This window comes from Aeromonas sp. QDB20 (genome assembly GCF_027707805.1).
In the GTDB taxonomy this organism is placed as follows: domain Bacteria; phylum Pseudomonadota; class Gammaproteobacteria; order Enterobacterales; family Aeromonadaceae; genus Aeromonas; species Aeromonas dhakensis.
Genome location: NZ_JAPCJC010000001.1, coordinates 427,588 through 440,619, shown reverse-complemented (window position 1 = coordinate 440,619; position 13,032 = coordinate 427,588). Strand labels below are relative to the sequence as shown.

Genomic DNA, 13,032 nt, shown 5'->3' with positions numbered 1-13,032 from the left:
CAGGCAGCCTGTCAAGGTATTCGAAGAGTACCGTCAGGCGGCATAGGCGAGTGTCGCACTTCGAAGTTGAATTCGCGCTGTGCGCATCGCTTGGCTTTTATTGCTGTTTCCGCTGGGGGCTTGGGCGGGTTGTCCTGTCGGGCTCCGCCTGTCTAACGTGCCGATTTCTACTGCGCTGCCGTTCTGCGTGAAATGGGAAAGTTCCTCCCAGGGAGGCTGCTTTGTCGGGTGTCCAGGTATCTGCCTGCAGTTCCCAGATGCCGGCACTATGGGGCCGATTGAGAGTACCGGCCAGGAGTGCTCGGTGGGCGGTGGATCCGATGGGGATGGCGGCTCGGATGGCGATGGTAACGGTAGCAATGGCAATAACGGCAATAATGGCGATGTAATTCCCAATCTGCCGCCCAACGGGATCCGTGTCGGTGGTGATAAGCAGGAAATGACCACGGACGCCTTGCGTCAGGTGAATAATACCCTGATAACGGGTTTTACTAGCTTGATGTCGAGCTCTGCGGGTGCGAGTCGATCAGCTCAAAATATTGATGGCAAAATGGTAGATGTTCTTCGTTATATGAAGGCCACTAATAATGGTCAGGTTGGCATGGAGAACAGTATTCGGGAGCAGACGGCGTTAGGTCATAAGTTCTATGACGAGTTCCTTGGATTAAAGAATGCCATGATTAATCCGCAAGACGGATTTGGTCAAAGCACGGGTGAGTATCGTGTTTTGAAAGAGTTGCGGGATAATTTCTTTGGGCCTGATTTTGCTCAGAATTATGGTGGTAACACCATGTATGGGCTTATGCGGACAATGCAGTATGACATCGAGTCGATGAAAGGCCGAGTGCATGAATCCGCCAGCGACATGCACAACCTTTATTCCTACACCATGCAAGATATGCGAAATAATAGCATTGAAATGAACCGCAATATTAAGGCCATTGCTGAGGCCCTGCAAAATGGCGGTACAAATGGTGGTGATGGCACCGGCGGCACAGGTAATGGCAGCAATGGTAATGGCAATAATGGCCCAGGCATTGATTACTCACAAATGCCTGGCTCTGCAGAAAATCCGCTGCATGTAACAGGGTCTGAATATACATCCCAGCTCTGTAAAGGTGGTGCGCACTGTTTCTTTGACCTGGAAACCATTAATAAGCAGTTCCAGGAGCATAAGGAGCAACTCAAGAATACCCATAACGGTATTAAAGAAGATATGGTCGATATGTTCCGGTATAGCCTGAGCGGGTCGGCGGCGGTGCCCAAGTGTTTTGATATGTTCTCGATGTTTGGTCGCTCTTATTCCGTCTGTCCCGAGGTGGAAGGATATTGGGAAATGATAGCGGCCATCATGATGTTCATCTTCTATTTTCTGGCGCTGATGATTGTGGCTAAGAGGTGATATATGGAATGGATGAGTGATTTCTTTAACGGATTTTTCAACGATATATATCAACTGGCGGTGCAGTTTGCAGCCTGGATAACGGTTAAATTGGCTATTCAGTGGGTCGAGTTCAAAATATTCCTGCTCACTTTTTCCTGGGACGTTGCCAAGCAGATACTGATTAACCTGCAATTCAGCGACCTGATCTCCGCCTCCTTTAATAACCTGCCCTCTCAAATGAGGGGGATCTTGCTCTATTTGCACGTTGATAAAGGGCTGTCGATATTGACGCAAGCCTTTGTGACCCGCTTTTTGCTGAATATGTTGGGGTGGTAAGCCATGTCTATCAAGATCCACCACGGCGCCCCAGGCTCCTATAAATCGTCAGGAGCGATTCATACCGATGTGATACCGGCCATCAAGGCTGGCCGTCATATCGTTACCAACGTGCGCGGCTTTACCGCGGAGCGGTGCAAAGAGGTATTGGGCAAGGAAGTGCCTGACGAGTTCCAGGTCACCTATATCGAGACAGAATCCCAGGAAGGACGTGATCACCTCGCCCGCTTTTATCATTGGGCACCTAAGGGAGTGTTCTTCCTGGTCGATGAAGTGCAAAGAATATTTCCGCCTTCCTGGCGCCAGAGTGATTTAGACCGGCTCGATTATCCTGGCGGGCCGGATGTGGCCAAAGCCGATGGCCGGCCAGAGACAATTGATGTGGCCTTTGATATGCACCGTCATCATAACTGGGACTTTGTATTTACGACTCCGAACATCAAAAAGGTGCACCAGGTAATCCGGGCTGCTGCCGAAACGGCCATTCGTCATACCAATATGGCGATATTGGGGATTGGTGGTCGATATAAGACGGTGCTTCACCTCTCTGATAACTCCGGTACGTCCATGAATGACGTACTGCAAGCCAAGCCATTTAATAAGGTGCCCAAGTATGTTTTCAAGCTTTATGACTCGACTACTACCGGTAAGGTCTCGGATACAATCGCGGGCAGCTCGATATTACGAGACCCTAAAATTCTGTTTATTCTGGCGATTTGGGGACTCTGCGTATTCTTTGGCTTCATCAAGCCTGAATATATTGATGCTCCTGCTAAGGCCGATGAAACCGCTTCTGCCGCTGTTCCGGCTGCTGGTGCGGTGGGTGCTTCGCCCGTTGCTGATGTACGTCCTGGTGGCGCTCCTGCTGCGTCTGCTGCTGGCGTCCTTGCTGTAGGGCCGTTTGCCGGCCATCAGCTCATTATCAGCTGTCACGTCCTGATAAAGGATCACCTGGGCGAGTATCGGGTCGAGTATTGCTTCTCGCTGCGCAAGGGCGATGACGTGCAGCCGCTCGACAGGGACGATTGGCCGGACGAGCTCGCCAGGGTGGATCCCATGAGTGCATGCCATGCGGTGGTCAAGTACCAGGGGCAGCCTGTGGACGTGTACTGTGACCCCGAGGGGGACGCCCTGCGCCGGAAATACAATGCCACCCTCTTTGCGGGTGGAAACAACAAGCAAGCAAATACTGATGACCGGTCATAACTCCTTTCTCCTGCCAGTGGCCGCCTTTCTCCAGGTCGGCCACTGAACCCCAGGGGCGTGAGCCCCTACAAGCCGCCCTCTGCTGTCCATTTGGCCTCTAAAAGCCTCGCGGCGGAACACGCCCATATTGCCCCGAGACTGGACACCCCCTTCCCTGCAAAACCGGCTTTTAAGGCTCTCCGGCTCTGAGGGATGTAAATGCAATAGCACCCTTTGATGTTGCGTTAATGCTTTAATGTATAGGATGATGGCAAGTATTAATCGTTATAGGTGTGTGAGCTAATGAATTATTATAAATATATGGGGCGTATTTCATCGGAATGTTTTTTGAAGGATTCAACAATACGCTTTTCTCAACCAAGGGCACTAAATGATCCCTTTGAGCTGAGTCCTGAAATATACTGTGAAGAATCCGATGCTAAGTTGGGAATGAATTTCCCAACAAAATATTTTCTTACTGGACGTGAGTCTGTCGTAAAAAAATATCTTGTCCCTGAAGATAATTTTTCTAAAGGAAGTTTAATGGTTGATGTTAAATATCAAATAGAGCAGTTTAATACTAAGCTTGGTGTTTTGTGTTTAACTAGAGATCATCATATATTCCCTAAAAACTCTCTTATGTGGGCTCATTATGGTGAGTCCCATTCTGGAATTGCGTTGAAGTTTAAAAAAACTTGTCAGTTTGTTTCTGAGTCTCACGAGGTTCACTATGTGAAATCAAGGCCAATAATAAATGCAAAGATCTTTTTTGAAAACGCTGAAATTTCTATTGGTGATTGGTTTTTTAAGTCTGACGCATGGGCTTATGAGCGTGAGGTTAGATTTCCAAGGCATTTAGATGATTGTTTGAATACCGGTAAGAAAGATTGTTTTGGTAATGACATTTACGTGCGTCATGTTGAATCTGATTTGCTTGAATGCGTATATATAGGGGCTAATGCTAGTGATGATTTGAAGCATCTGGCTTTAGCGTTTCACAATAAAACAGGTGTTGACGTTATTTATTTGGGTGTAGGTTCACGTCAGTATTCTTTAATTCCATACAGTTTTAATTCCCGTAAAAGCTATGATCATATGATAGAAAAAATCATGCGAATTCATCAGGAAAGCCTGGTGCTTTTTTGAGTTACGGGCCCCCCGTGTAGTAATACGGGGGGAATACTACCCCTTCCCTCTACCCCTACCGTCTACCCCCGCCCCTTCCCGTTCTGCCCTTGACCACTCGATGGTAGGGCCATACGGGCAACCACTCGGCTAAGGCTTACTCGGGCGAGTGTTTAGTGCAGGGGCGTTCTTACTAAAGCGCGGGGGGTGCAGCCTCCAGCTTTTGCGGCGCTACGCGCCGACATATGTTTTTTCTATCAACCCATCTTAATGATAATTGTTGATTATAATTGACACAGTTGACAGTATAGTTTCTGGTTGTGGTAAAGCCATTGATAACAAATGGGACTCCTATGGGTACAACCTTAAAAATACTATGTCATTTGTTTAGTTTTGACCTTCTCAATAATGCTAGCCCGATGGTTGTTGCCTTGGCTCATCGTGCAATTCGGTTTGGCTTTGATAGTCTATCTGTAGAGCAGAAATTGATTCTTAAACCCTTTCTATCCGTTAAGTGTTCTGGTTATGAAGATGTGGATGGTGCGCATCAGTGTTCGAAGGTGTTAGAGGGTGAAGATCTTTTGGAGGCTTATGGAGCATCGGGCGGGTCTTGGTTCATTCGATGTCGTCACTGTCACGCAGCAACGAATTACATTGCTTATTGCGCTTCGGCGGATGATAAATAAATGGGGGCCGTAGCCCCCAAGCTCACATTAAGCCAAGTTTCTTTCTCCAATAGAAAGCAGCCATTTGCCGTTCGGATCGCTCCACCTGGATGATGGCAATCGCCTCTATCCTGCGTCTGTCGAATCTCACACCTGTTGGCGATACAAGGCAATCATTCATCATTCGCCAACCTTCCCAGTCTTTCCAAATTGTCGGCAGTTCTCTCCCTGAAGCCATGCGCATTAGCCGTTTATAGACAGGTGGGATCTCTTTGCCTTTATCCCAATATGTGACCTGTCTCACAGAAACAAAACAAAGATTGGCCGTTTCTTCAATTGATAAACCGCACTCAAACCATCGAAAAATGAAGTTTTTGGTCAACTCTCGTTCCATCCAAGTAAATACCTGATAAACCAGCAAAATTGCGTGGATTGGCTTATCGGCGGGTTCCGGATGGGCATTTAACAAAACGTCGCATTATGCGCGGTTGCGAATGTGGAGCAATTTAGTGTCCTGGATTGGTTCAACAACACTGGGTTGGTTTGCCATGAACGAATTTTTCCCTTTCTGTTATCTCTCACTGTTGAACTTAATCATGTAGCCGATCCAGTGGTTTGTGATTGGCACTCTCGTGACGTTCGCTGTTGCCGGTGTGCAGGTATTTGGAGGTGGTGTCGATGCTGTCGTGGCCGGCATCGGCTTGCACATGGGACAAGGGCCGGCCGTTGAGATTGATGTCGTGAGTGATGCCGGTATGACGAATGGAGTGCGGTGTCAAGTTGCGCATCTCTGCGGCATCCTGGGCAAAGCCATCCTGTTCTGCCAGCGTAGCGGCCGCCTGAATGACGGCCATCACCAGCTCGCGCAGCTGACGGATGCCGAGGTTGGCATTGAGCTCACCTTGTTCACGGCCGTGGGCTGCGGCCTTGTGACGCACAAACAGTGGCGTCTGTTCATCGGGTATCGGCAGTGGCGAGAGACCGAGAAACGTCCGGTAGCGTTTGAGGGCCTCCAGCAAGGCATGGGAGACCGCCACTGTGCGGCGCTTGCCGCCCTTGCTGCGGGGAATGTAGTAGCCCCAGACGCCGGTTTTCCCGTCGCGGCGAAACTGGCCCATGACGGGGGTAAAACCCGGTCTTGCCGCCACCTCGGAGATGCGCAGGTAGCAGGCATACATCAGGCTTATCAGAAAGCGGCTGCGCTCATGCTGCTCCGGTGATTCGGTGGCCAGCCGATCGGCCGCCTGCATCACATAGGACCACTGCAGCTCGCTGAAGGCCTGGCCCTGATCATCCGGCTCCTGCTGGACGGTGCGTTTCACCCGTTGCAGCAGGAGCGCCGGGTTGCGGTCCATGTACTCTTCCTGGATCAAAAACTGGAAAAAGGCCGACAGAATGGCGAGCTTGGTCTTCATGGCTTGCTCGCTGAGGCGGTACGGCAGTTCACGGCCCAGCTCCCGTTTGCCAAGGAAGGGTCGCCATTGGGGATTGGGCAGGCGCTCTCCCCACTCCTTGTCGAGCACGAACTGCGCCACATTGCGATAGGCAATCAGGGCCGCTGGCGGTGACTGGCAATAATCGAGGTAGCGCATCATGATGCGCCGGGTCAGATCCTTTGGGCTGATGCGCATCTCGCCAAAGCACCAGTGCAAGAACGTGGTCAGCTCACTGCGATAGGTCTTGTAGTTGTTCTCGTTGTTGCGCTGCTCCAGCAGCCAGTCGACGGCGAGTTCGTAGACGATCCCGGCATCGGGTACGTCGGTGAGGCTGAGGTTGGCCAGGTACTGATTGACCTGGGGGTTGCCCGCCTCCAGGTATACCAAGCCATCGAACAGCGGCATGGCGGGTGGAAGTATGGTTGTGGTCATGGTCTTGCTTGAAATGGTTCTGGCTTGCGGCCTGCTCAAGGGTAATGCCGATAAATGGGGTTATCGGCATCATCGGTGGTGGGAACATTGTCAGGAAACATGGATGCAGTCACCACGTGGAATCACTGCGAACACATTCTTATCCCATTCAATGAATATGCACTCTTGTCAGAAAATTCTCGGGGTAAATAGTCTGAAAGTTGACTGTTAATACTATCTTTTTGAATAAGAAAGTGTTTGGCCGTGATGGCTCGCCCCTTTTCCCTGTCCTTCCTCACCCTGTTATCCAGACGCCTTGCTACGCAACCCGCTTGAGTGACTTGCCTTTGGGGTCGGTTGCTTCACTCTGGGTTTCCTGGCTCTCTGTCTTGTTGCTCCCCTGCCCCTTTCCACCACGCAATACGCTCTGCAGTGCGTCCCGCTGTTCGGCCAGATAGAAGGCCAGGCTCTCCTGCTGTTCCGGCGCGAGTGCAATGGGAGCCGCGGCCAGCAACGTCATCAACTCATCGGCAGTGTCCAGCAGCTTGTCATAGGCGTCAGCCTCTTTCTTGCTGGTAAAGGTCATCTTCTCCACTCCCCCACGAACCACAACATATTTGATCTCAACGGCCATAGTGGCGTCCTCCTTCTGATGGTGAATACAAGTATATGTATGGATATACAGTATTGCAAATAGCCGCAGGCAGGTAGGTTTGAGCCGAGACTGACCGAGAGCTGGTTGGCCGTCACATTGATGAAAGGGTCATTTGACTTCCACGCCAAACTGGTCGGATGATTGAGTCATGACGATAACAAAGCAATTACTGATCCTGCTGCTGGTTGAGGTGACGCTCCTTGGGAGCATCGCCCACCTTGCCATCGACCTCTCTTGGGTGCCCTCCATCTTGTTTGTGGTGGTAGCCCTGCTGGGGCTGCGCACCTTGGTGGTATTGCTGACCTGGGGCTTTTCCCGCTTCTACCCGGTGCCAGCCATCGGCTGGCGAGCCTGGCTGCCCATGGTGGGGCGGGAGATAGCCGCCTACCTGCTGACCTTCACCTGGCTGCTGCCGTTCGAGCGCTGGTTAATGCCGCCTGACAAGTTGACCCCCTCCCCCCTGCCCCTGCTGCTGATCCACGGTTATGGCTGCAGTCGCGGCATCTGGCGGGTGCAGCGGGCACGGCTGGAGGCCGCCGGTCACACGGTGGCAACCGTCACCCTGACTCCTCCCTTTGGCCATCTCGACGACATGGTGCCGCTGTTGGCCAGGCGTATCGACGAGGTGTTGGCCGCCACCGGCGCATCGCAGCTGGTGTTGATCGGCCACAGCATGGGCGGACTGGTGTGCCGCGACTATCTGGCGGTGGCGGGGGGTGACAAGGTGGCGCAGCTCATCACCCTGGCCACCCCTCATCAGGGCAGCCAGCTCGCCACCCTGGGACTGGGCGACAATGCCCGCGAGATGGAGCCAGGCTCCGGCTGGTTGCAGCGCTTTGCCGCCGTGCCGCTCTGCGTACCCGGCGTCTCGGTGCGCACCAGTCACGACAACTTCGTGCTGCCCCAGTCCCGCCAGCGTCTCGATGGCATGGAGGACGTGGAGCTTGCCGCCCTTGGCCACCTCTCCTTGCTCTACTCCCGCCGCACCACGGCCCTGCTGCTGACTCTGCTCTCCCGCCCGCAACCGCAAATGAAAAGGGCCTGATTGTTCAGGCCCTTTCCGTTTTTGCTACATCAGCTCGTTGTGGTCACCACTAGAAGTGGATCCCCTTGATCAGGGTGGAGACTGCCATCTGATCCGCCGACGCCTTGGACTCGTTGCCCTCCTTGGGGTCGGAGAAGGTGCGGAAGCTGGTGTTCATGATCACCTGGGCCACCCGCGGTGCCAGGGCATGGATCACCTGGCCGAACACCCCGAGCCGGGTGGCGAGGCGCACGTGCTTGTTGATGATGGTGTCGCACACCAGATCGGCGGCCTCTTCCGGCGTCATCATGGGCACCTGTTCATATACCTTGGTGGGGGCCACCATGGGAGTTTTCACCAGCGGCATGTTGATGATGGAGAAGTTGACCCCCTTGTCGGCAAACTCGGAGGCCGCGGTGCGCACCCAGGCATCCAGCGCCGACTTGGAGGCGACGTAGGCGGAGAAACGCGGCGCATTGGTCAGCACTCCGATGGAGGAGATGTTGATGATGTGCCCCTTCTTCTTCTCGATCATGGTGGGCAGTACCCCCATGATCACCTTGAGGGTGCCGAAGTAGTTGAGCTGCATGGTGCGCTCCAGATCGTGGAAACGGTCGAAGGAGTCCTCGATGGCGCGGCGGATGGAGCGACCGGCGTTGTTGACCAGAATGTCCACGCCGCCATGCTCGGCCACGATCTGCCGAGTGATCGCCTCCCCCTGCGCCAGGTCGGCGAGATCACCCTGATAGACCTGCAGGGTCAGGCCCAGCTCGGCAAACTCGGCCTGGGTTTCGGCAATCTTGTGCTCGTCCCGGGCGATGGTCAGCACCCTGGCCCCCGCCTCTGCCAACTTCTTCGCGGTGGCCTTGCCGATGCCGGAGGTGGCACCGGTGATCAGCACCACCTTGCCCTCGACCCGGCCGCGCAGGGTGCGGTCGATGAACAGGTCCGGGTCGAGGTGACGCTCCCAGTAATCCCACAGGCGCCAGGCGTAGCTGTGCAGCGGCGGCACTTCGATGCCGGTCCCCTTCAGCACCCGCTGGGCCTCGCGGTTGTCAAAGCGGGTCGGATAGTTGATGAGCCGGAAGATGTCCTTGGGCAGGCCGAGATCGGCGATGGCTGCATCGCGAATACGCCGCACCGGGGTCAGCGCCATCAGCATGGTCATCAGATGGCGGGGAATAAAGCTGAACAGGGCGGCATTGATGCGAATGGCCGGCTCGGGGGCATGGGCCGCCCGGGAGAAAGTGCTCAACATGTCGCCGACCCGCATGGGGTGAGAGTCGGTCAGGTGGAACGCCTTGTTGTCCTCCCCCTCCAGGTGGGCGATGTGATCGATGGCATCTACCACGAAGTTGACCGGCACCAGGTTGATGCGTCCCCCCTCGACCCCGATGGCGGGCATCCAGGGCGGCAGCATGCGGCGCAGCTTCTGGATGGTCTTGAAGAAGTAATAGGGGCCGTCCACCTTGTCCATCTCGCCGGTGTTGGCGTCGCCGACTACTATGCCGGGTCGATAGATGCGCCAGGGGATGGTGCTCTCCTTGCGCACTATCCCTTCGGCCTCGTGCTTGGTCTGGAAATAGGGCATGTCGAGGTGTTCGGCCTCATCGAACATGTCTTCCCGGAACAGGCCGTCAAACAGGCCGGCCACCGCGATGGAACTGCAGTGATGGAAACAGCGCACCTTGGAGCCGCTCGGCCAGTTGCAGGGCCTGACGGGTGCCCTCGGCATTGACCTGCTGCTGAATGCCCGCCTTGGCGTTGAGATCATAGATGGCGGCGAGATGCAGAAAATGATCGACCTTGCCGATGAGGGGCTCCAGTTCACCGTTGCCGACGCCGAGCAAGGGGTGGGTCATGTCGCCCACCACGGCAATGGCGCGATCCTCACCAACGCCCCAGTAGGCCAGCAGGTCGGGTACCCGCTCGAGATGGGCTGCCCGCATCAGGAAATGCACCCGACTATTTGGACGCTGCAGCAATTTTTTAATCAGCCGGCGGCCGATGAAGCCGCTGCCACCTGTGATGAAATAATCCATGGTATTTATATCCCTTACTGATTGGGCTGTTAGTTGCTGTTAGATATATCACGCTTTTACTGAAAATATTCATTCGAATATCATTCTTCGTGACCCAGTCCAAAATTACCAGGGTTGCCTGTTCCGTTATTAGGTAGAACCCTCTATTTTTTCTCCCTAGACTGAGGATGAAAGTTAAGTAATGCCACAACGAATATACCAAGGTTGTTGTCATTACCATCATCTATATCACGAGTAAGGAGACTGTCATGGCCAAAAAATTGAAAGCACTGGCAAGTTCGGTGACCGACAACCATCTCACTTCCACCATCAAAGAGTCCACCCAGCAGATCTGGCTGGCTGGCCTGGGTGCCTATGCCAAGGCGCAAGAGGAAGGCGGCAAGATCTTTGAAGCCCTGGTTCAGGAAGGGGAAGCCCTGCAAACCCGTACCCGTCAGAGCGCCGATGAGAAAATTGCGGCCATGACCGACAAGACCGCCGGTACCTGGGGCCGTCTGGAGCAGGTATTCGAGGATCGCGTGGCCCGCGCCGTCGCCAGCCTCGGCATCCCGACCCGCAAGGACATCGACAAGCTCTCCAAGCGGATGGCTGAACTGACCGAAGTGGTGCAGCAGCTGATCGATGCCCAGGACGACACTGCCCCGGCTGACGAGGTCAAACCTGCTGCCGCAGCGGCCAAGAAGCCGGTTGTTGCCAAGAAGCCGCCGGTCAAGAAAGCCGCCGCCGCACCCGCTCCCGTCGCCAAGGTGAAGGAAGAGGTCAAGGAGCTGGCAACGGAAGTAGAGAACGTGGCCAAGGAGATCAAGGAGAAGGGTGAAACCGCCCTCTTCTGATCCCGACCGGCTTGTTCTGACTGATGATCCACCGGCCCATGCCCTCTGCTGGGCCGGTTTTGCGTGATAAGGGAGGCAAATCATGAGCACGATTGCGGTTGCCCTCGCCGGGGGGGGACCTCTGGGGGGGATCTACGAGATCGGTGCCTGCGCCGCCCTGGCCGACAGCATCAAGGGAGTGCGTTTCGAGCAGGCTGACATCTATGTGGGGGTGAGTTCGGGGGCGGTGATCGCCTCGGCGCTGGCCAACGGCATCTCCCCCGACAAGCTGGTGCGGATCCTGCTGAGCGACGACAGTGGCGAGTTCTTCGACCCCTCTACCCTGCTGCGCCCCGCCTTCGGGGAGTATTTTGAGCGGCTCACCTCGCTGCCGCCGCTGGCGCTGGCGTGTCTGGCCGACTACCTCTCCTCCCCCTGGAACAAGAGCCTGCTCGGCTCACTGCAGGGGCTGTCCAAGGCGATCCCCACCGGCATGTTCGACAGCCGTGGGGTGGATCGGATCCTGACCCAGTTCTTTTCGCGCCCCGGTCGCAGCAATGATTTTCGCGAGCTGGCCAGCCGGCTGTTCGTCATCGCCACCGAGCTCGACACCGGTCGGGCGGTGGCCTTCGGCAGTCCGGGGCTCGACCAGGTGCCCATCTCCGCCGCGGTGCAGGCCTCCGCCGCCTTGCCTGGCCTGTTCCCGCCCTCCCTCATCGATGGCCGCTACTACGTGGACGGCGCGCTCATCAAGACGCTGCACGCCTCGGTGGCGCTGCAGGAGGGGGCCGATCTGGTGTTCTGCATCAACCCGCTGGTGCCCTTTGATGCTGGCCTGGCCAGCGAGCGCCCCGCCAAGCTGGTGGATAGCGGTCTGCCTGTGGTGCTGGCCCAGACGTTTCGCGCCATCATCCACTCGCGCATGCACGTGGGGATGGATCGCTACAAACACCAGTACCCAGATGCGGATGCCCTGCTGTTCGAGCCCTCCCCGGCCGATGGCGAGATGTTCTTCACCAATGTGTTCAGTTACCGGGACCGACGCCATCTGTGCGAGCACGCCTTCCAGCATACCCGCCGGGATCTGTGGCAGCGGCGGGCCGAGCTTGGTCCCATCCTCGCCAGACACGGGCTGGAGCTGGATCTTGACGCGCTGGCCGATGAGCAGCGCTCCCTGCTGACCCCGGGCATCGGTGCGGTGGCGGCGCTGGATGCCTCACTGACCCAGTTGCAGCACTGGCTGACCCGTCGCTATGGCGACAAGGGCCGGCGTCAACCGAAGGAGTAGCATGGATCGCAAACCCAAGCGGCGTACCAGGGATCGCATCCTGGCCACCGCCCTCGCCCAGTTCAACCTGCTGGGCGAGCCGACCGTCACCACCACCGCCATCGCGGCCGAGCTGGAGATGAGCCCGGGCAACCTCTATTACCACTTTCACAACAAGGAGGAGATAGTCAACGCCCTGTTCGGCGAGTTCGAACAGGAGATGGCCCACCTGCTCGACACCATTACCCCGCCGTTGAACGAGGCAGAGGACATCTGGTTCTTCTTGCACCTGATGTTCGAACTCATCTGGAAGTACCGCTTTTTCTATTACGACATCAGCACCCTGATGAACGGCAACCACAAGGTGGAGCAGCGCTTTTCGGCCCTGCTGCGGCGCAAGGAACTCACCGCCGCCGCCATCTGTCACCACCTCTGGCGCAGCAGTCTGCTAGAAGGCGATGAAGCGCAGGTGACGGCGCTGGCCGCCAACATTGCACTGGTGGGGACCTTCTGGATCTCTTATCAGCGAGCGCTGCATCCGCGGGCCGATGCCGACATCGCCCTCGGCGTTTTTCAGGTGATGGAGCTGGTGGCCCCCAGGCTGCGAGCCGATGCCCGCGCCGCGCTCGATGCCATCGCCAGCCATTATCGTCCCGCCACCGTGGCGGGTTGACCGAACCGTGTTTTTTG

At 55.7% G+C, this 13,032-nt stretch carries 12 protein-coding genes and 1 pseudogene; 9 read left to right on the top strand and 4 right to left on the bottom strand.

Going from position 1 to position 13,032, the window contains the following annotated elements; translation table 11 throughout:
- The first annotated feature begins 79 nt into the window (after window positions 1–79).
- From PG897_RS01865 to PG897_RS01845, 5 genes are all read left to right on the top strand, one after another.
- Window positions 80–1,402 (top strand): hypothetical protein, encoded by a 1,323-nt coding sequence (locus PG897_RS01865; protein WP_270828721.1) that lies wholly within the window; start codon window positions 80–82, stop codon window positions 1,400–1,402.
- Window positions 1,403–1,405: 3 nt separating this feature from the next.
- Window positions 1,406–1,720, top strand: a complete 315-nt coding sequence (locus tag PG897_RS01860; protein WP_010634000.1) for a DUF2523 family protein — start codon at window positions 1,406–1,408, stop codon at window positions 1,718–1,720.
- Window positions 1,721–1,723: 3 nt separating this feature from the next.
- A complete protein-coding gene (locus tag PG897_RS01855) occupies window positions 1,724–2,926 on the top strand; it encodes a zonular occludens toxin family protein (RefSeq protein WP_081588815.1) in 1,203 nt (400 codons plus the stop codon).
- 282 nt (window positions 2,927–3,208) lie between these two features.
- A complete protein-coding gene (locus PG897_RS01850; RefSeq protein ID WP_081588814.1) occupies window positions 3,209–4,051 on the top strand; it encodes a DUF2971 domain-containing protein in 843 nt (280 codons plus the stop codon).
- Window positions 4,052–4,383: 332 nt separating this feature from the next.
- Entirely contained in the window at window positions 4,384–4,716 is a 333-nt protein-coding gene (locus PG897_RS01845) for a hypothetical protein (protein ID WP_144050649.1), read from the top strand.
- 22 nt (window positions 4,717–4,738) lie between these two features.
- Here the strand turns inward: PG897_RS01845 and PG897_RS01840 are convergent, their stop codons facing one another.
- From PG897_RS01840 to PG897_RS01830, 3 genes are all read right to left on the bottom strand, one after another.
- Window positions 4,739–5,089, bottom strand: coding sequence for a DUF3653 domain-containing protein (locus PG897_RS01840; RefSeq protein WP_042889051.1), 351 nt, complete (start codon window positions 5,087–5,089; stop codon window positions 4,739–4,741).
- A 196-nt stretch (window positions 5,090–5,285) separates the two neighbouring features.
- Window positions 5,286–6,563 (bottom strand): tyrosine-type recombinase/integrase, encoded by a 1,278-nt coding sequence (locus tag PG897_RS01835; protein WP_041204660.1) that lies wholly within the window; start codon window positions 6,561–6,563, stop codon window positions 5,286–5,288.
- A 298-nt stretch (window positions 6,564–6,861) separates the two neighbouring features.
- Window positions 6,862–7,176, bottom strand: a complete 315-nt coding sequence (locus tag PG897_RS01830; protein WP_024941798.1) for a YebG family protein — start codon at window positions 7,174–7,176, stop codon at window positions 6,862–6,864.
- 169 nt (window positions 7,177–7,345) lie between these two features.
- Between PG897_RS01830 and PG897_RS01825 the strand changes: the two genes are divergently transcribed.
- Window positions 7,346–8,242, top strand: coding sequence for an esterase/lipase family protein (locus tag PG897_RS01825; protein WP_024941797.1), 897 nt, complete (start codon window positions 7,346–7,348; stop codon window positions 8,240–8,242).
- 49 nt (window positions 8,243–8,291) lie between these two features.
- On the opposite strand, the pseudogene PG897_RS01820 reads toward PG897_RS01825, so the two are convergent.
- A pseudogene (locus tag PG897_RS01820) lies at window positions 8,292–10,263 on the bottom strand (SDR family oxidoreductase).
- A gap of 248 nt (window positions 10,264–10,511) precedes the next feature.
- Between PG897_RS01820 and PG897_RS01815 the strand changes: the two are divergent.
- The 3 genes from PG897_RS01815 to PG897_RS01805 all read left to right on the top strand — a co-directional run bounded on the left by PG897_RS01815 (window position 10,512) and on the right by PG897_RS01805 (window position 13,015).
- Window positions 10,512–11,096 carry a phasin family protein gene (locus PG897_RS01815; RefSeq protein WP_201880535.1) on the top strand — a complete coding sequence of 195 codons (585 nt, stop codon included), beginning with the start codon at window positions 10,512–10,514 and terminating at the stop codon, window positions 11,094–11,096.
- A gap of 82 nt (window positions 11,097–11,178) precedes the next feature.
- Window positions 11,179–12,363, top strand: coding sequence for a patatin-like phospholipase family protein (locus tag PG897_RS01810; RefSeq protein WP_005300847.1), 1,185 nt, complete (start codon window positions 11,179–11,181; stop codon window positions 12,361–12,363).
- Window position 12,364: 1 nt separating this feature from the next.
- A complete protein-coding gene (locus PG897_RS01805; protein WP_201880538.1) occupies window positions 12,365–13,015 on the top strand; it encodes a TetR/AcrR family transcriptional regulator in 651 nt (216 codons plus the stop codon).
- Window positions 13,016–13,032: the final 17 nt, after the last annotated feature.